The 17,509-nt window shown below is 66.2% G+C and carries 17 protein-coding genes; 13 read left to right on the top strand and 4 right to left on the bottom strand.

All coding sequences use genetic code 11. From position 1 onward, the window contains the following. Position 1: 1 nt before the first annotated feature. A complete protein-coding gene (locus AB4Y36_RS26415) occupies positions 2-1,168 on the bottom strand; it encodes a radical SAM protein (RefSeq protein WP_342948842.1) in 1,167 nt (388 codons plus the stop codon). Positions 1,169-1,372: 204 nt separating this feature from the next. Between AB4Y36_RS26415 and AB4Y36_RS26410 the strand changes: the two genes are divergently transcribed. Continuing rightward, complete coding sequence (locus AB4Y36_RS26410) at positions 1,373-1,858, top strand: VOC family protein (RefSeq protein WP_256094883.1); 486 nt, start codon at positions 1,373-1,375, stop codon at positions 1,856-1,858. 45 nt (positions 1,859-1,903) lie between these two features. Here AB4Y36_RS26410 and AB4Y36_RS26405 read toward each other — a convergent pair whose 3' ends face one another. Continuing rightward, positions 1,904-2,800 carry a substrate-binding domain-containing protein gene (locus AB4Y36_RS26405; RefSeq protein ID WP_368684562.1) on the bottom strand — a complete coding sequence of 299 codons (897 nt, stop codon included), beginning with the start codon at positions 2,798-2,800 and terminating at the stop codon, positions 1,904-1,906. Between the two features lie 288 nt (positions 2,801-3,088). Here AB4Y36_RS26405 and AB4Y36_RS26400 point away from each other — a divergent pair, with 288 nt between their 5' ends. Beyond that, positions 3,089-3,340, top strand: a complete 252-nt coding sequence (locus AB4Y36_RS26400) for a hypothetical protein (RefSeq protein ID WP_342948844.1) — start codon at positions 3,089-3,091, stop codon at positions 3,338-3,340. Positions 3,341-3,464: 124 nt separating this feature from the next. Further along, positions 3,465-3,641, top strand: a complete 177-nt coding sequence (locus tag AB4Y36_RS26395; protein WP_368684561.1) for a hypothetical protein — start codon at positions 3,465-3,467, stop codon at positions 3,639-3,641. A 160-nt stretch (positions 3,642-3,801) separates the two neighbouring features. Here AB4Y36_RS26395 and AB4Y36_RS26390 read toward each other — a convergent pair whose 3' ends face one another. Beyond that, positions 3,802-4,110 (bottom strand): hypothetical protein, encoded by a 309-nt coding sequence (locus AB4Y36_RS26390; RefSeq protein WP_069266573.1) that lies wholly within the window; start codon positions 4,108-4,110, stop codon positions 3,802-3,804. Between the two features lie 88 nt (positions 4,111-4,198). Continuing rightward, positions 4,199-5,071, bottom strand: a complete 873-nt coding sequence (locus AB4Y36_RS26385; protein ID WP_069266572.1) for a GNAT family N-acetyltransferase — start codon at positions 5,069-5,071, stop codon at positions 4,199-4,201. 239 nt (positions 5,072-5,310) lie between these two features. Between AB4Y36_RS26385 and AB4Y36_RS26380 the strand changes: the two genes are divergently transcribed. From AB4Y36_RS26380 to AB4Y36_RS26335, 10 genes are all read left to right on the top strand, one after another. Then, positions 5,311-6,801, top strand: coding sequence for an aldehyde dehydrogenase (locus tag AB4Y36_RS26380; RefSeq protein WP_069266571.1), 1,491 nt, complete (start codon positions 5,311-5,313; stop codon positions 6,799-6,801). Between the two features lie 250 nt (positions 6,802-7,051). Then, positions 7,052-7,720, top strand: coding sequence for a haloacid dehalogenase type II (locus AB4Y36_RS26375; RefSeq protein WP_069266570.1), 669 nt, complete (start codon positions 7,052-7,054; stop codon positions 7,718-7,720). A gap of 25 nt (positions 7,721-7,745) precedes the next feature. Further along, a complete protein-coding gene (locus AB4Y36_RS26370; protein ID WP_368684560.1) occupies positions 7,746-9,020 on the top strand; it encodes an NAD(P)/FAD-dependent oxidoreductase in 1,275 nt (424 codons plus the stop codon). Between the two features lie 71 nt (positions 9,021-9,091). Next, positions 9,092-10,708: an ABC transporter substrate-binding protein gene (locus AB4Y36_RS26365; protein WP_368684559.1), complete on the top strand. Its 1,617-nt coding sequence runs from the start codon at positions 9,092-9,094 to the stop codon at positions 10,706-10,708. Positions 10,709-10,799: 91 nt separating this feature from the next. After that, on the top strand, positions 10,800-11,756 hold the full coding sequence (locus tag AB4Y36_RS26360; RefSeq protein ID WP_069266567.1) for an ABC transporter permease: 957 nt from the start codon (positions 10,800-10,802) through the stop codon (positions 11,754-11,756). After that, a complete protein-coding gene (locus tag AB4Y36_RS26355; RefSeq protein ID WP_368684558.1) occupies positions 11,753-12,709 on the top strand; it encodes an ABC transporter permease in 957 nt (318 codons plus the stop codon). The genes AB4Y36_RS26360 and AB4Y36_RS26355 overlap by 4 nt, the downstream gene beginning before the upstream one ends. Then, the gene (locus AB4Y36_RS26350; protein WP_368684557.1) at positions 12,706-14,571 is read left to right on the top strand and encodes an ABC transporter ATP-binding protein; all 1,866 of its coding nucleotides are present in this window, start codon (positions 12,706-12,708) and stop codon (positions 14,569-14,571) included. Before AB4Y36_RS26355 ends, AB4Y36_RS26350 begins: the two co-directional genes overlap by 4 nt. Further along, complete coding sequence (locus AB4Y36_RS26345; RefSeq protein ID WP_069266564.1) at positions 14,568-14,888, top strand: (2Fe-2S)-binding protein; 321 nt, start codon at positions 14,568-14,570, stop codon at positions 14,886-14,888. Before AB4Y36_RS26350 ends, AB4Y36_RS26345 begins: the two co-directional genes overlap by 4 nt. Then, positions 14,867-16,342, top strand: a complete 1,476-nt coding sequence (locus tag AB4Y36_RS26340) for an FAD-dependent oxidoreductase (protein ID WP_368684556.1) — start codon at positions 14,867-14,869, stop codon at positions 16,340-16,342. The genes AB4Y36_RS26345 and AB4Y36_RS26340 overlap by 22 nt, the downstream gene beginning before the upstream one ends. Next, on the top strand, positions 16,339-17,508 hold the full coding sequence (locus AB4Y36_RS26335; protein WP_368684555.1) for an NAD(P)/FAD-dependent oxidoreductase: 1,170 nt from the start codon (positions 16,339-16,341) through the stop codon (positions 17,506-17,508). The genes AB4Y36_RS26340 and AB4Y36_RS26335 overlap by 4 nt, the downstream gene beginning before the upstream one ends. Position 17,509 lies beyond the last annotated feature (1 nt).

Below are 17,509 nucleotides of genomic sequence, written 5' to 3'. Positions count from 1 at the left end.
TTCATGCGCCTTGCGGCGATGAACGGCGTGCGCCGCTCCGTCCTGCCAGTGCGCCAAGCGCCGTTCGAGGTAGTTCTTCGGTGGCGAGAGCCCACAGCGAATACGCCACGCCGCGCTGGAACAACAAGCTGACAGCACTGCGAAGCTCGCCCCTGCCGAGCGCATAGACCGAGTCAGTGACGGCCTTGGCGCCGTGCATCAGCACGCTGGCATGGCGGTAGCACCCCATCATGCAGGCGTTGCACGGTTCGCGTTGATCGGGCAGGCGGTCGAGGTCGAACACAGAGCCCATGGGCTCATGCCACGGTTCGCAACGCCAGACATCGAGGTTCCAGTCGATATAAAAATACTTGCTGCCGGCGATGCACGGAATGAGTTGCTGTTCGCCGCGCACGAACCGCGCGACCTCGTCCAGTGCAGCGCCCGGGTCCATCACGCGAAAGCGCTTTTTGAGGGCCTCGATGGCACTCAATGCTTCGAGCAGTTCGTCGCGGCTGAGGTCGACGAGCTTCGAATTTTCGTCGTAAACGAGCGATGTGGAACCGAATGCGTCGCGCCTTGGGTAGGAGAACACCACGGAATCGAAGCCAAGCTGATTGAGCGTCTCGGGAAGCGCTGCGTAACGGACCAGATGGCTCACCGTAACCGTTGCGCAAACCGGGATGCCGAAAGCATGCGCCTGGGTGATGCCCTCGCGGATGCGGGCCGCAAGGCCGGGCAGGCCGCGATTGTGCTCGTGCTCGCTCATGTCCGCGCTATCGATCGAGATCAGGAGACGCTTGAGGCCGGCGTCAGCCAGCTGCTTGATGTGGCGGGGAAGGAACCAGCCGTTCGTGATCACGCCGCACTGGATGCCGGCTTTCGTGGCCGAGCCTACGAGCGATTCGATTTGCGGGTGCACCAGAGGCTCTCCGCCCTGCAGCGTCATGTAGCGAATCTTGCGTCTGCGCAGCATCGGCATCGCACGCTCGAACGCATCGGGATCGAGATAGCGGCGCGGACCTGCCATTTTCTTCTCACGAGAAAAGCCGCAGAAGTCGCATGCAGCGTTGCAAACGTTCGTCACTGAGACGTCACAGACCGCAGGCAATGGATTGCGTGGCTCGTTCGCGTCGTTGCTTACATTTGGCAAACTGCGCCACTTGATAGTCCGCTCTGTCCTGTCCATGGTGCTGGTGCCCTCACGGTTTGCCGGCTCATTGCGCTCGAACCATCATAGGTTACGCCATGCACGCGCGCCGCATCGGGTACGATTCTTATTCAAAAATAACTCCAACAAATCTTGTTTGACCGGCTAGTGCGAGTCGACTTCAATCCCCATACTTGAAGGTGTCTCGTCGGCATTTCGGTTCCGGGCGAGTTTGCGAATGCTATGCACTGGCTGCAGAAGGAGGGGGAAATGGTTGACACTTCAACCACCAGGCCGCGCGTCATCGGCTTCAATCACGTCGCGCTGGAAGTCGGCGACATCGAGGAAGCGCTGGCATTCTATGGCCGCATCTTCGACTTTCAGTTGCGCGGCAAGAGCAGGACGATGGCCTTCATCGATCTTGGCGATCAATTCATTGCGTTGCAGGCGGGGCGCAAACAGCCCGCCGACGACGGCCGCCATGTCGGCCTCGTTGTCGATGACAAGGAGGCGGCGCGCGCCGCACTCAAGGCGGCGGGCGTGAAGCCGCTCGACGGTCCATTTCTGGATTTTCGCGACCCCTGGGGCAATCGCATCGAGATCGTGGGCTATGACAACATCCAGTTCACGAAGGCGCCGAACGTCCTGCGCGGCATGGGCCTGACGCACCTGACCAAGAACGAAAGCGCGAAGAAAGAACTGGCCGAAAAAGGGATGGCAGCCAGTTGATGGCCGGCTTTCGGTGATGGCCGATCGGCCGGACGGCTGCTTCGCTCAATTCGGTTGAGGTTGCGGTTCTTGTGGCGCCAGTTGCGGTTGCGGTGGTGGTTGCAGCGGCAGTTGCGGCGCCGGTTGCGGCTGCAGCAGCGGCAGCGGAGGAGGTTGCGGTGCCGTGATCGGTTCGAGACCGCTGTGCGTGATCGCCGCCGCCGCTTCCGGCGAGGACAGAAAGCGGATCAGCGCTTCTGCGCCGACAGGATTTCTCGCTGTGGCTGCAATGCCGCCGGAGTACACCGTGTAACGTTGTACTTCCGCGGGCAGACTGCCGACCACTATTATCCCCTTCACCGGCAACAGTTCCACGACTTGTTGCAAGCCGATCTCGGCGTCGCCGTTCGCGACGACAGTGGCGACCCGCTCGGCGGAAACCATGCGGCTCCTGCTTTTCACGCGCCCGTCGAGGCCCAGCCGCGGAAACAGTTCGTTGGCGATATAGACGCCGCTCGCGCTATCCGGATAGACAATCGACTTCGCTGCAAGCAGCGTGCGGCGCAAACCGTCGACCGTGCTGATGTCCGGTTGCGGCGCGCCCTCGCGCACCGCGAGGCCGATTGGCGAGCGTGCGAAGTCCACCTTGCTGCCGGGCACCACGTTGCCCGCGCGAACCTGGTCGTCGAGCGCATTGCTGACCACGATCAGCACGTCGGCCCACTCGCCGCGCGCAAACCGCACGGGAATCGCATTCAGGGCGTTGCCTGTTGCAGCGCCCCAGACGGTGGCCAGCGTATAGCCGCTCTCGTCTTCGAATTGCGGGCCCAGATCACGATACGCTGGCGCAAACCAGCCCGACATCATGACTTTCACCTGGTCCGCCAGACACACGCCGGGGCCCGGTAACGCGAACGCGATGCACAGCGCAAATGTGCAAAACCTCAGCTTGTGGATAGTCACGGTTGCGCCCCATCTCGATCGGCTGATCCGGCACCACGGACATGTATCGCTCCCTATTTGCAACCACAGCGTGCAACGAAAGCATGCGATGAAAACGCGCTATGTAAGCGCGTCGTGGATACGACCTTTTTGCATCGTTTATACAACACGTTCGTTTGCACACACACTGGTTTTCTTCGCCTCTGATAGTCTTTTCCCAGCGACAGTTCGGGCGGTTATCAAACTTGACGCGTGCGATCGTGAAATTGAAAACAGGGGGGCTTATCCATGTTGCATTGGCTTTCGAACTTGATTGCCCACAATGCCGCAACGCCGGAGAAGCAGGCTCAACGCGCGCTCAGTGAATTGCGCATGGCACTCTTCCAGGCCGAACAGCGGGTTCTCGATGCGCAATTGCAGGCCGAGTACTACCGCACGCGAATTGCGTTTTGCGAGGAGGTGCTGAAGGCCGGCATCGAACAGGTGTCGGACCTGCGCAAAGGGCAACGTGAAGCGGTTACTCACGACTTGCGTCCGAACCTGAAGCTCACGACTTCCTGAGAGTCGGGCGCGGCAGAAGAGACTCCGCCGGCATGATAGAAAGCGACTGCGGCACCAAACTTGCTCAGCCGGTATGTAGGGAACCCTACTGTCGAACAACTAGACCCTACATCAGGAGACGATCATGGATAAACGTGAGTACAGCCACTCCCAGGAGATCGAACAGGACGACGCCGATCCGGAAAACGAACCTTATCTGCACCCCTATCGCGCGTTATTGCATGAGCCCACCGTCGTACTGGCTGGCAACCCGAGCGACCGCGCAGACGTCGCTACGTCGGCGATACTCGGGTACAACTGACTGACTGCAACGCATTCGCCCGTCGCTTGCCGGGTCAAATATTCGGTATTCCGAATGATTTGATTCGGCGATTCTGCTTTGGCGACTAGCGGCCGATGTGCGCCCATCCGGGCGCAGCGCACTTTTCTTTCCGGTAGTCGGCGGAACGATCGAAGCACCGCTAGACGCGCGGTAGATCGTCGATGGATTTTTCGACGTTACCGTCCGGCACTTCCAGATCGATTCCATCGATTCCGTTGGGATGCGGCACCGGCTTGATCTTCGGACCGAGAAATCTCATGCCGCCGAGCGTAAATACCGAATACACCACGGCGCCCGAGCGGATGTCGTTGGTGACGGCCGCCACTTCGGAGATGGTGGGTGTCGAGAGCCAGTCGTGTGTCTGGGGGTCGATCAGCGCCCAGCGCACGTGTGTTACGCGGTCCGTTGAGGAACTGATGCGGACACCGTCGATACCATAGGTAGCCATAGCGTCACCCTCGAGGCGAGAATCCTCTAATGGTAATCCGTTCGCTGCCCGGGTGGTAGCACGCCGGATGCCGTCCATTCGACCGCGCTCACCACACCGCCTGGCTCGTGATTGCAAACTGCTTGAACTGGGTATCGACGCGCAAGGGCGCGCCGCGCTCCGTCTTCTCGATGTGGTCGACGAGCGGCAGCCCCACGCCTTCGAGCCAGTCGGAGAGTCCCAGATCGACGGGCGTGTCGATGCGTACGAACATGCCCGCGTTGGAGGCGAGCCAATGGCTGATCAGCGCCTTGGCGCGGCAGGCATCCGGCGAATCGGGGGCGATCACGGGGCCGATCACGTGCCCGTCGCCAAAGCGGCGAAAGAGGGCGAAGCCAATCAGGTCGCCGTCGCGGTCGAGCGCGATGCCGCTCGCCTGATCGAGCAGTTTCGGCAGCATGTCCGAGCGGTCGAGGCCGCTTGCGCGCGTCGCCAGTTCGATGAGCCGGGGCCGGTCGCTGGCGCCGATCGGGCGCAGCCGCTCGCCCGCGGGCAGCGAGACGAGCGGCGGCTGAAACGCTGCGCCCTGGTGCTGGTGAATGCGGCCGATGCGCGTAAAGCCGAGCCGCTCGACGAGCGGCCAGCCCGTGTCGCTCGCGTGGAGCAGCAGCGTGCGCGAGGCGAGCGCCTGCATCCAGTGCTCGATCATGGCCCGGCCAATGCCGCGGCGCTGATGACTGGGCTTGACGATCAGCATGCCGAGCGTCGCCGCGTTGGGACCGAACAACCACGAGAAAGCCGTGCCGACGAGCGAACCGCTTTCGTCCACGGCCACGATGCCTTCGCCGATGCGGGCAGCGAAACGCCAGTCTTCGGGGCGGTGCCGCCAGCGCACCGCCGTCGACAACGCATGCGCGGCGGCCAGATCGTCGGCGGTAAATGCGCGGTAGGTAATGACGCTGTTCAGGTTTGGGTCGGACACGCCGGCCTCCGGATTCTGTATACGCGTCCCGTGACTATCGCATCGCCCGCCGTGACTGACTAGGACGATCTTCCTGTTTGGGCGCGCGCCCCGCCAGCGCCCGTGATGCAATGCAAAACGCGGGGTTGGACGGTCAATAACGCGTCGATTCTGCTGATTGGGCTTTTTTGTCGGCGAAATATGCGGTGGCAGTGGACCTACGATATTTCCCATCGAGACCAAGTCGAGGGAACCCAGTCATGGACCAGTTCGATCCCGCCGCAGTCGCTGCCTCAGTGGCCGAAAAAGCCGGCCACTTCATCGGCGGAGAGTGGGTCGTCGAAGGCGCGGCGCGCATCGGGGTCGCGCGGCCATCGGACGGCGTCGTCTATGCCTCGGCGCCGCTTGGCGACGCGCAACGGGTGGACCACGCCGTCGACAACGCGAAGCGCGCGTTTCGCACGAGCGGCTGGCCACGCATGGCGCCGCGCGAGCGCGCCCGCATCCTGCGCCGCTTCGCCGACCTGATCGCCGCCGACACCGCCACGCTCGCGCCGCTCGAGGCGCTCGGCTCGACGCGCCCCGTGCGCGACGTGTGCGCGTGGGACGTGCCGTTCACGGCGGAAGGCATCCGTTTCTATGCCGAGTTCGCCGACAAGCTCGGCGGCGAGGTCGTGGCCACCGATCACGACCATCTGGGCATGACGATCGCCGAGCCTTATGGCGTGGTCGGCGCGATCGCGCCGTGGAATTTCCCGCTCGTGATGGCGTCGTGGAAGATCGGTCCGGCGCTCGCGGCGGGCAATGCCGTGGTGCTCAAGCCTTCGGAGATGACGCCGTTCTCGGTGCTGCGTCTGGCCGAACTCGCGATCGAGGCAGGCATTCCCCCTGGCATCTTCAACGTGGTGCAAGGCGACGGCGCGACGACCGGCGACGCACTCGTGCGCCACCCGGACATCGCGAAAGTCACGTTCACGGGATCGACGCGCGCGGGCTCGGCGATCATGGCGGCGTGCGCGCAAAGCGGCACGAAGCCGGTCACGCTGGAATTGGGCGGCAAGAGCCCGCAAATCGTCTTCGCGGATGCGCCGAAGCTCGACGAGGTCGCGCGCCGCATCGCCGGCGCGATTGCCGTCAACGCGGGGCAGGTGTGCGTGGCCGGTTCGCGCCTGCTGGTCGAGCGCGCCGTTGCGGACGAACTCGTGTCGCGCATCGAGCAGGCTATCGCTGAGTTGCGCGCCGGCGCGACGTGGGCTTCGGGCACGACGCTGCCGCCCATCATTTCGGAAACCCAGGCCGCGCGCATCGAAGGCATCGTCGAGCGCAGCGTGGCCGAAGGCGCCACGCTCTACTGCGGTGGCCGCCGCGCGGACGCGCCCGTGCCCGGCGCGTTCTACCTGCCCACCATCCTCACCGGCGTGACGGCGCAAACCGAGGCGGTGCGCGCCGAGATCTTCGGCCCGGTTCTCACGGTGCAGACCTTCGACACCGAGGAAGAGGCGCTCGCGCTCGCCTCGCATCCCGAATACGGCCTGGCGGCCGGCGTGCACACCGCGGACATCGGCCGCGCGCTGCGCCTCGTGCGCGCGCTGGAGGCGGGCACCGTGTGGGTCAACCGCTACGGCCGCAGCAACGATTTCATGATCCCGACGGGCGGATACAAACGCTCGGGCATGGGCAAGGATCTCGGGCGCCAGGGTTACGAAGCGCACCTGCGTTTCAAGAGCGTGCTGATCGATACGAGAACCTGACGCCATGCTGACTGCAAAGCTGACGAATCACGCACGAAAACGCACGGTCATTCGGCTATGGCCCGCGCGATGGCGCCACCGCAGAATCTGCTGCGGCGGCCCCTGCAAACGCGTCGTTTATACCGTGCAGGCCCCACGATTCGACGCCAACCCCAAATTTTGCGCTGTTTAAATTTTCCACAGGGACGCACTTCCACCTGTTTTCGCCACTGAGCCCCAAGCGGGTTCATCACACGAAAGGATTGCCATCATGATCGATTTCGAGCCGAAGTACATCACGTTCGACTGCTACGGCACGCTGACGAAGTTCCGCATGGCCGACACGGCGCGCGAGATGTATGGCGACCGCCTCAAGGGCGCCGACCTCGAGAAGTTCGTCGCGTTCTTCGCGGGCTATCGCCGCGACGAGGTGCTCGGCGCATGGAAGCCGTACCGCGACGTGGTCGTCAATTCGGTGCGCCGCGCCTGCAAGCGCATGAACGTCGAGTTCATCGAGGCCGAAGCGGAAAAGTTCTACACCGCCGTGCCGACCTGGGGCCCGCACCCGGACGTGCCGGAAGGCCTCTCGCGCCTCGCGAAGAAGTACAAGCTCGTGATTCTCTCGAACGCTTCGGACGACCAGATCCAGAGCAATGTCGACAAACTCGGCGCGCCGTTCCACCGCGTATTCACGGCGCAGCAGGCGCAGTCGTACAAGCCGCGCATGCAGGGCTTCGAGTACATGTTCGATCAGCTGAACTGCAACCCCGGCGACGTGCTGCACGTTTCGTCGAGCCTGCGCTACGACCTCATGACGGCGCACGACATGGGCATCGAGCACAAGGCGTTCGTCAAGCGCGGCCACGAGCCGGGCACGCCGTACTACGAGTACTACGAAGTCGAGACGATCGGCGAACTCGCTTCGCAACTGGGTCTTTGAGAAACGCGCTAGCCGAGGCCGCCCGATGAAGCTCGACTCCTACTGGCTCGACACCGCCCCTGGCGGTCTGCTCGCAAGCGAGGGACCGGTGGAAGGCCGCGTGGACGTCGCGGTGGTGGGCGGCGGCTTCACGGGGCTTTCCGCGGCGCTCGCGTTCGGGCGCCGTGGCGCGAGCGTCGCGGTGCTGGACGCGGGGCGCATGGGTGGCGGCGCGTCGGGGCGCAACGGCGGCCAGTGCAATACCGGCGTGGCGCAGGACTATGCGGCGCTGCGCGGGCAACTGGGCGTCGAGCGCGCGCAGGGTTGCTACCGCGCTTACGCGGCGGCCGTCGACACGGTCGAGCGGCTCATTCGCGAAGAGGGCATCGACTGCGACTATCTCGCTTCGGGCAAGCTCAAGCTCGCGGCGAAACCGCATCACCTCGAACACCTCGAACGAACGGCCGAGCTGATTCGCCGCGAAGTCGATCCGGACGTCGAGATCATCGGCCGGGAACAGATTCGCAGTGAGGTGGAATCGGACAGCTTCCATGGCGGACTGCTACAGAAGCACGGCGGCCAGATGCACATGGGCCGCTTCGCGGTCGGGCTCGCGAACGCCGCGGTACGGCGCGGCGCACGGCTCTACGAGCACGCCGCCGTGACGTCCATCGCGAAAGAGGGCGGCGGCTATCGCGTGGAGTCGGCGCGCGGAACGTTGCATGCGCAACAGGTATTGATCGCCACGGGTCCTTCGCGGCATGGGCCGTTCGCGTGGTACCGGCGGCGTCTTGCGCCGGTCGGCTCGTTCATCGTCGTGACGGAACCGCTGCCGCCCGCGCAGCTCATGCGGCTCCTGCCCTATCGCCGCTCGTATACGACGAGCCGCCTCATGCACAACTATTTCCGCGTGACGCCGGATTCGCGCCTGCTGTTCGGCGGCCGGGCGCGTTTCACGGCGTCGGAGCGGCCGTCCGATGCGAGGAGCGGGCGCATCCTCCAGCGCACGCTCGCGCAGCTCTTTCCGGCGCTCGCGAGGGTGCGGATCGATTACTGCTGGGGCGGGCTCGTCGATATCACCGCGGACCGCCTGCCGCGCGCGGGTCAGCACGAAGGCGTGTGGTTCTCGATGGGCTACAGCGGTCACGGCACGCAGATGTCGACGCACATGGGCCAGGTGATGGCCGAGGTGATGAGCGGCAACCCGTGTGCGAACCCGTGGCGCGATTTCGCGTGGCCCGCCATTCCGGGCCACACGGGCAAGCCGTGGTTTTTGCCGCTCGTCGGCGCGTACTACCAGATCAAAGACGTTTTTTACTGACGCTGTTTTTCACAACACACAGCCTCGATACGTCGAGCTGCGGCCCCCCACATCAGACGCGGAGAAGTTTCATGAGCACCGACAAATCGCTTGAAGACATGGCTCACCCGGGCGTGCGGCTCGATGAACTGACGAAGCGCGGCGCCTCGCGCCGCGACCTCCTTCGCGCGATGGTCGCGGGGGGCATGATGTCGATGACGGGCGCGGGCCTGCTCGCCGCGAGCGGCGCCGCCCTCGCACAGGAGAAGCCGAAGCAGGGCGGCAAGATCCGCGTGGCGACGCAGTCGTCTTCCGCGTCGGACACGCTCGATCCCGCGAAGGAGTCGGTGTCCACCGACTATGTGCGCGCAAATATGCTGTACAACGGCCTGACCGAGTACGACTCGCACCTCGGCGCGCAAATGGCGCTCGCGCAGTCGCTCGAAACGAAGGACGCGACGGTGTGGGTCGTGAAGCTGCGCAGCGGCGTGCAGTTCCATGACGGCAAGACGCTCGCGCCCGCCGACGTGGTGTACTCGCTCATGCGCCACAAGGACGCCGCGGTGGGCTCGAAGGTGAAGACGCTCGCGGATCAGTTCCAGGACGTGAAGGCCACGGGCCCGAACGAAGTGACGATCACGCTCTCGGGCGCGAACGCCGACCTGCCCGTGATCCTCGCCGACTCGCATTTCATGATCATCAAGGACGGCACGAACGACTTCAAGACGGCCGTGGGCACCGGCCCGTTCAAGCTCAAGGAGTTCTCGCCGGGCGTGCGCACGGTGGTCGTGCGCAACGAGCGCTACTGGAAGCCGGGCCTGCCGCATCTGGACGAGATCGAACTGGTCGGCATCGGCGACGAGTCGGCGCGCGTGAACGCGCTGCTCTCGGGCGACGTGCAGCTCATCAACCAGGTGAGCCCGCGCTCGACCTCGCGCGTCAAGGGCACTCCGGGCTTCGCGGTGAAGGAGACGAAGACGGGCCAGTACACCGACCTCATCATGCGCGACGAAGGCGGCGTCACGGGCAATGCCGACTTCCGCCGCGGCATGATGCACCTGTTCGACCGCGAGCAGATCCGCAACGCCGTGTTCCTCGGCTATGGCGCGATCGGCAACGACCAGCCGATCGATCCGACCAACAAGTACTACTTTGCCGGCCTGCCGGAGCGCGCCTTCGATCCGCAGAAGGCCAGGTTCTACTTCCAGAAGGCAAAGCTCGGCAGCACGCCGCTGCAGATCTATGCCTCCCCGGCCGCGGACGGCTCGGTCGAAATGGCGATGCTGCTGCAGCAGGTCGCGCCGCAGGCGGGCCTGAACCTGCAGGTGGTGCGCACGCCCGGGGACGGCTACTGGTCGAACCACTGGATGAAGCACCCGCTGACCTTCGGCAACATCAACGCGCGCCCGAGCGCCGATGTGATCTTCACGCAGTTCTTCAAGTCGGATGCGCCGTGGAATGAAGCGAACTGGAAGGACCCAAAGTTCGACCAGATGCTGCTGGCCGCGCGCGGCGAGCCGGACGAAGAGAAGCGCAAGAAGATCTATGGCGACATGCAAGTGCTCGTGCACAGCGACGGCGGCATCGGCATTCCGCTGTTCCTGAGCTCGCTCGACGCGCACACGACGAAGCTCAAGGGCCTCGGTTCGATTCCGATTGCCGGACTGATGGGCTTCAAGTTCGCCGAGAACGTCTGGCTCGAGGCGTAGTTCGAGGTGTGATGTGTGCGGCCGGTGTGCGCCTGGATGGGCCCCCGGCCACCGATTCCCCGCTTCATGATGTTCAGGGAGGCGACATCCGATGAAAGCTCACGCGCAACGTCTCATTGCCGCGCGTCTCGGTCTCGCACTGCTCACGTTGCTGATCGTCTCGGCAATCGTGTTCGGTCTCACGGGCCTCTTGCCCGGCGACGCCGCGCAGCAGGCCCTCGGTCAGGCGGCCACGCCCGAGCAGGTGGCCGCGCTGCGGCACCAGTTCGGCCTCGACCAGCCCGCGCTCACGCGCTATGTCCACTGGTTGCTGCAGGCCGTGACCGGCAACTTCGGCACCTCGGTGTCGAACAACCAGCCAGTGAGCGAGCTGATCGCCACGCGCCTGCCGAATTCGCTCGTGCTCGCGGGGCTCACCACGCTCGTTTCGGTGCCGCTCGCGCTCGCCATCGGCATCTTTTCCGCCGTGTTCCGCGGCTCGCTGCTCGATCGCGTGCTCAACGTGCTCACGCTGTCCGCCGTGGCCGTGCCCGAATTTCTGGTCGCCACCATCGCCGTGCTGATCTTCGCGGTGAAACTGCGCTGGCTGCCCGCGCTCTCGTACCTCTCGGAGGTGGACTCGTTCGGCACGCTGTTGCGCATCTACGCGATGCCGGTCATGACGCTGTGCTGCGTGATCGTCGCGCAGATGGCGCGCATGACGCGCGCCGCCGTGATCGACCAGTTGAGCGCGCCCTATGTGGAAATGGCGCGCCTCAAAGGAGCGTCGCCCGCTCGCGTCGTGTTACGCCACGTGCTGCCGAACACGATCGGGCCGATCGCCAATGCCGTCGCGCTGAGCCTCTCGTATCTCTTCGGCGGCGTGGTGATCGTGGAGTCGATCTTCAACTATCCGGGCCTCGCGAGCCTGATGGTCGACGCCGTGACGAACCGCGATCTGCCGCTCGTGCAGGGCTGCGTGATGGTGTTTTGCGCCGCGTATCTGGTGCTCGTGCTGATCGCGGACCTGTGTCAAATCGTATCCAACCCGAGGCTGCGTCAACGATGAACCGACCCGCCACTTCCCATGCCGCGACCGTGCTCTACGCGACTAGCGAGAGCGAGGAGCGGGCCGCCGCCGACGTCGTCAAGGACGTGCCGGGCGACGTGCCCACGCCGCCGCGCTCGTCGCTGCGCCGCATGGTCGGGCGCCTCTCGGTGCTCGGCCTGATCGGCCTTGCGATCGTCGTGTTCTGGCTCGGCGTAGCCTTCATCGGGCCGCTCGTCGCGCCGTACAAGGGCGGCGCGATCACCTCCACGGAAATCTTCGGCTCGTATAGCGCGGCGCATCTGCTCGGCACCGATTTCCTGGGTCGCGACATGCTGAGCCGCGTGCTCTACGGTACGCAGTACACCGTGGGCCTCGCGCTCGCCGCCACGCTGCTCGCAAGCGGTATCGGCATATTCTTCGGACTGCTTGCGGCTGTCGCGCCGCGCTGGATCGACGAGGTGCTGAGCCGCCTGTTCGACGCACTGATCTCCATTCCGAGCAAGGTGCTCGCGCTCGTCGTGATCGCGGCGTTCGGCTCGTCGGTGCCGATGCTCATCACCGTCGCGGCGCTCGCCTATATTCCGGGCGCGTTCCGTATCTCGCGCTCGCTGGCCGTGAACCTGATGACGCTCGAATATGTGCAGGTCGCCAGAGCGCGCGGCGAAGGGCTCTTCTATATCGCCCGCGTGGAAGTGCTGCCGAACATGATCCACCCGATGCTCGCCGATTTCGGCCTGCGTTTCGTGTTCATCGTGCTGCTGCTCTCCGGCCTCTCGTTCCTCGGCCTCGGCGTGCAGCCGCCGGACGCGGACTGGGGCTCGCTCGTGCGCGAGAACATCGGCGGCCTCGCGGAAGGTGCGCCGGCCGTGCTGATGCCGGCCGTCGCCATCGCGACGCTGACCGTGGGCGTGAACCTGCTGATCGACAGCCTGCGCCGTCACGGCGGCCGCGCGCATGGGGGCGGAAAATGAACATGATCGAAGTGACGGGCCTGAGAGTGGTCGCGGGCGCGGCGCCCGATCCGGTCGTCGAGATCGTCAAGGGTGTCGACTTCACGGTGAAGAAGGGCGAAGTGCTCGCGCTGATCGGCGAGTCCGGTTCGGGCAAGACCACCATCGCGCTCTCGCTGCTCGGCCATGCGCGCGACGGCTGCGCCATTGCGGGTGGCAGCCTGAAGATCGGCGGCACCGACGTGCTCGCGCTCGACGAACGCGGCCGCCGCGCGCTGCGCGCGCGTACCGTGGCTTATGTCGCGCAGAGCGCCTCGGCGGGCTTCAACCCGGCACGCACGATCATGGATCAGGTGACCGAGCCCGCGCTGCTGCACAAGCTGATGTCGCCCGCGGCGGCGCGCGAGAAGGCGGTGAGCCTGTTCCGGGCGCTCGCGCTGCCTTCGCCCGAGACGATCGGCGCGCGCTATCCGCACCAGGTGTCCGGCGGCCAGCTGCAGCGGCTGATGGCGGCGATGGCGCTCATCACCGACCCCGCCGTGGTCGTGTTCGACGAGCCCACCACGGCGCTCGACGTGACCACGCAGATCGAAGTGCTCGCGGCCTTCCGCAAGGTCGTGAAGGAGCTGGGCACGACGGCCGTGTACGTCTCGCACGATCTCGCGGTCGTGGCGCAGATGGCCGATCGCATCGTCGTCCTGAACAATGGCGCGGTGCGCGAAAACGGCACGACGCTCCAGGTGCTCGACGCCCCCGCCGACGACTACACGCGCGCGCTGCTGGCCGCCCGCCGCCGCCCCGACCCTGGTCCGCCCGCCGTGCCGCCTGCCGCCGAAGTGCCGCTGCTCGAAGTGCGCGGTCTGTCCGCGGGCTATGGCCGGGTCGATGCGAACGGTGTGCCCGCAGTGCGTGTGCTCGAGGACGTGAGCCTGCGTATTGAGCGCGGCAGCGCACTGGGCGTGATCGGCGAATCGGGCTCGGGCAAGACGACGCTCGCGCGCGTGGTGGCCGGGCTGGTCGAGCGCGCGCGCGGCGAGGTGCTGCTCGACGGCGTACCGCTGCCCGCGACGCTTTCGGCACGCACGCCCGATCAGTACCGGCGCATCCAGATCGTGTTCCAGAACGCCGACACGGCGCTCAACCCGAGCCGCACGATCGCCGACATCCTCGCGCGGCCCATGTGCTTCTATCACGGCCTGCGCGGCGCGCGGGCGCAAAAGCGCATGCTCGAACTACTGGACCTCGTGAAGCTGCCCGCCTCGATTGCGAAGCGTCAGCCGGGCGGCCTCTCGGGCGGCCAGAAGCAGCGCGTGAACCTGGCCCGCGCCCTCGCGGCCGAGCCGGCACTCATTCTGTGCGACGAGGTGACGTCCGCGCTCGACACCGTCGTTGGCGCCGCGATTCTCGACCTGCTCGCCGAATTGCGGCGCGAACTGGGCGTCTCGTACATGTTCATCAGCCACGATATTTCGACGGTGCGCGCGATCTGCGACGACGTCGTCGTGCTGTACGGCGGCCAGTGTGTCGAGGCGGGCCAGCGCGACGTGCTGGAGGCGCCGCCTTATCACCCGTACACGGGTCTGCTCGTCGATTCGGTGCCGGCCCTGCAGCCGGGCTGGCTCGACGCACGGCGTGCCCTGGCGGGCGCCGCGCTGCCGCCGCTCGGGGCGTCGGCCGAGGTACGCGAGCTGTGCGCGTTCCGCGCACGCTGCCCGGTGCGTATCGATGGCGCGTGCAATGTGTCGGCGCCCGTGATGAAGCGCTTGCCGAGCGGCGCGCAGATCCTTTGCCATCACACGACGGCGGAACTGGAACGGCTGCAGACCGCACAGGCTGCACAAGTCGCACAGGCGACGCAATCCAGCGGGAGGGCAGCCGCATGAGCGCGCGCTTCGTGAGAGTGGCGGAAGCGGGCCGCCCGACCTTCGAGATCGAGATCGACGGCCGCGTGGCGCAGGCCGCCGAGGGCGACACGCTGATGGTCGCGCTCCTCGCCACGCAGGACGCGCTGCGCGACTGCGAGTTCGACGATGGACGCCGCGCCGGTTTCTGCCTGATGGGCGCGTGCCAGGACTGCTGGGTGTGGACCGCGCAGGGCGAGCGGTTGCGCGCCTGCACGACACCCGCGGCGCCGGGCATGTCGATCGTCACCCGCAACGTGCTTGCCGGGGAGGGCGTATGGCCGCGCGCGCAGAACTGAAGGTCGTCGTGATCGGCGCGGGACCGGCGGGCGTGCGCGCGGCGCAGACGCTGGTCGCGGCGGGTCTGCGACCCGTCGTCGTCGATGAAGGGCGGCGCGACGGCGGGCAGATTTATCGGCGTCAACCCGAAGGTTTCAAGCGCAGCTACGAAACGCTCTACGGCACCGAGGCCGAACGCGCGGCGTCGCTGCATCGCGACTTCGACGCGCTGCGCTCGCAGATCGACTACCTGCCCGACACGCTCGTCTGGAACGTCGGGCCGAAGTCCGTGCATCTCGCGAGCGGCGCACGCTACCACGAGCTGGCCTTCGACGCGCTGATCGTCTGCAGCGGCGCCACCGACCGGCTCATGCCCGTGCCGGGCTGGCATCTGGCGGGCGCATACAGCCTGGGCGGCGCGCAGGTCGCGCTGAAGTCGCAGGGCTGCGCCATCGGCGCGCGCACTGTCATGATGGGCACCGGCCCGCTGCTTTACCTCGTCGCCGCGCAGTACGTGAAAGCGGGCGCGACAGTAAGCGCGGTGCTCGATACGTCCACGCTCGGCCAGCGCCTGCGCGCGTTGCCCGATTTGCTGCAAGTGCCCGCCACGCTGCGCAAGGGCATGGCGCTCGTGCGCACGCTGCGCCGCGCGGGGGTACCGATGCATCGGGGCGTGACGCCGCTCGCGATCGAAGGCTCGCCCGAGCACGGCGTGACGGCGGTGCGCGTGAAACTCGCGAACGGCGGCGAAGCGCGCGTGGCATGCGACGCCGTGGCGCTGGGCTATCACTTGCGCTCCGAAACGCAAATTGCGGATCTCGCCGGTTGCGCGTTCCGTTTCGATCGAGCCGCGCGGCAATGGCTGCCCGAAGTCGATCAGGACGGCCGCAGCAGCGTGGCAGGCGTCTATCTCGCCGGGGACGGCGCACGCGTGCGCGGCGCCGACGCGGCCGAGCGTGCGGGCCGTCTTGCCGCTCTGGCGGCGTTGCAGGATGCGGGCGCGGTCTCACCGAATGGAGCACTTGCCGAAGTGGCGACACTGCGTGTCGAACTCGCACGCTTCACGCGCTTTGCACAAGGATTGCGCCAGGCATTTCCGTGGCCCGCGCATTTCGCGGCGACGCTGCCTGATGACACCGTCGTCTGCCGCTGCGAAGCCGTCACGGCGGGCGAATTGCGCCGCGTAGTGCGCGAGACGGGCGCGACCGAAGCGAATCGCGCGAAGGCGTTCTCACGCGTGGGGATGGGGCGCTGCCAGGGCCGCTTCTGCGCGCACGCCGGGGCCGAAGTCATCGCAGCCGAGGCGCGTGTACCGCTGGAAGCCGTGGGCCGGCTGCGCGGGCAGGCGCCGGTCAAGCCGTTGACGATGACGCTGAGCGCCGCGGTGAATGGTATCGACGAAGCGCAGGGCGGTGCGGCGCCCGCCGCGCAAACGCAGCCCGGCGCATGCCGCACAAAGGAGTTCAGCGAATGACGGATCGCGCCGATGTGATCGTGATTGGTGGCGGCATCGTCGGGACGTCCACGACGTTCTTCCTGAGCCGCCGCAAGCGTTCAGTGATCCTGATCGAACGCGGGCTCACGGGCCAGCAGGCGAGCGGCGTGAACTTCGGCGGCGTGCGCCGCCAGGGACGCGCGCTCTCTCAACTCGCCATGTCCAATCGCGCGCTCGATATCTGGTATCGCGCGCAGTCGCTGCTCGGCGAGGATGTCGAGTTTCTGCCTTCGGGCCACACGCGCGTGTGCTACCACACACACGACGCCGAATACTTTCATCGCTACGCCGGGCAGGCGCGTGCGTACGACCTCGATCTCGAAGTGCTCGAAGGCGCCGCGATGTTCAAGCGCTTCCCGTTCCTGGGCCGCGAGGTGCTGGCCGCCTCCATCTCGCCGCGCGACGGTCACGCCAATCCGCGTCTGGCCGCACCGGCCTTCGGGCGCGCCGCCGCGCGGCTCGGCGCCAATCTCGTGGAGAACACCGAGATCGTGCGCGTGGAAAAGGAAGCGGGCGGCTTTCGCGTGGAGAGCGCAACGGGCGCCGTGTGGCGCGCGGAGCAACTGCTGATTTGCGCCGGTGCATGGGCGGGAGCGCTCTCCGCGCAATTCGGCGAGCCGGTGCCGCTCGTCGCGCGCGGCCCGCAAATGGCCGTGACCGAGCCCGTGCCCTACCGCTTCATGCATTCGATGGGGGTCTACACGTCGATCAAGGAGGAGAGCGTGTACTTCCGGCAGATTCCGCGCGGCAACCTCGTGCTGGGCGGCGGCGCCCCGGGGCCCGCCGATGCGGGAACGCGCCGCGCCGGCGTGCTGCCCGGCAACACCGTGCAGCAGATCGCGCAGTTCCGCCGGTTGGTTCCCGCGCTTGCGCCGCTGCATGTGATCCGCGTGTGGAGCGGCGTGGAAAGCTACCTGCCGGATTCGGAGCCGGTGATTGGCCCGAGTTCGACGACAGACGGCCTTTTCTATGCGTTCGGCTTCAGCGGCTCGGGCTTCCAGATCGGGCCGGGCGTGGGTGAAACGCTCGCGGAACTGCTCGACGCCGGCGCAACCGACATACCGCTCGAACCGTTTTCGATTGCGCGCTTCGGGCGCGCGGCGCCCGCTGCAAGCGCGCACACATCGACTGCCAGCGAGGCTTGAT

This window comes from Paraburkholderia sp. BR10936 (genome assembly GCF_040965735.1).
Lineage (GTDB): Bacteria > Pseudomonadota > Gammaproteobacteria > Burkholderiales > Burkholderiaceae > Paraburkholderia > Paraburkholderia nodosa_A.
Note: the sequence above shows the minus strand (reverse complement) of the source record. Positions and strands in the feature narration are given on the sequence as shown.

Excerpts from the sequence above, each read along its gene's own strand:
- AB4Y36_RS26370 (WP_368684560.1), top strand. The coding sequence starts at position 7,746 with ATGAAGCTCGACTCCTACTGGCTCGACACCGCCCCTGGCGGTCTGCTC.
- AB4Y36_RS26395 (WP_368684561.1), top strand. The coding sequence starts at position 3,465 with ATGGATAAACGTGAGTACAGCCACTCCCAGGAGATCGAACAGGACGAC.
- AB4Y36_RS26365 (WP_368684559.1), top strand. The coding sequence starts at position 9,092 with ATGAGCACCGACAAATCGCTTGAAGACATGGCTCACCCGGGCGTGCGG.
- AB4Y36_RS26390 (WP_069266573.1), bottom strand. The coding sequence starts at position 4,110 with ATGGCTACCTATGGTATCGACGGTGTCCGCATCAGTTCCTCAACGGAC.
- AB4Y36_RS26350 (WP_368684557.1), top strand. The coding sequence starts at position 12,706 with ATGAACATGATCGAAGTGACGGGCCTGAGAGTGGTCGCGGGCGCGGCG.
- AB4Y36_RS26415 (WP_342948842.1), bottom strand. The coding sequence starts at position 1,168 with ATGGACAGGACAGAGCGGACTATCAAGTGGCGCAGTTTGCCAAATGTA.
- AB4Y36_RS26380 (WP_069266571.1), top strand. The coding sequence starts at position 5,311 with ATGGACCAGTTCGATCCCGCCGCAGTCGCTGCCTCAGTGGCCGAAAAA.
- AB4Y36_RS26340 (WP_368684556.1), top strand. The coding sequence starts at position 14,867 with ATGGCCGCGCGCGCAGAACTGAAGGTCGTCGTGATCGGCGCGGGACCG.
- AB4Y36_RS26410 (WP_256094883.1), top strand. The coding sequence starts at position 1,373 with ATGCACTGGCTGCAGAAGGAGGGGGAAATGGTTGACACTTCAACCACC.
- AB4Y36_RS26375 (WP_069266570.1), top strand. The coding sequence starts at position 7,052 with ATGATCGATTTCGAGCCGAAGTACATCACGTTCGACTGCTACGGCACG.
- AB4Y36_RS26345 (WP_069266564.1), top strand. The coding sequence starts at position 14,568 with ATGAGCGCGCGCTTCGTGAGAGTGGCGGAAGCGGGCCGCCCGACCTTC.
- AB4Y36_RS26355 (WP_368684558.1), top strand. The coding sequence starts at position 11,753 with ATGAACCGACCCGCCACTTCCCATGCCGCGACCGTGCTCTACGCGACT.
- AB4Y36_RS26360 (WP_069266567.1), top strand. The coding sequence starts at position 10,800 with ATGAAAGCTCACGCGCAACGTCTCATTGCCGCGCGTCTCGGTCTCGCA.
- AB4Y36_RS26335 (WP_368684555.1), top strand. The coding sequence starts at position 16,339 with ATGACGGATCGCGCCGATGTGATCGTGATTGGTGGCGGCATCGTCGGG.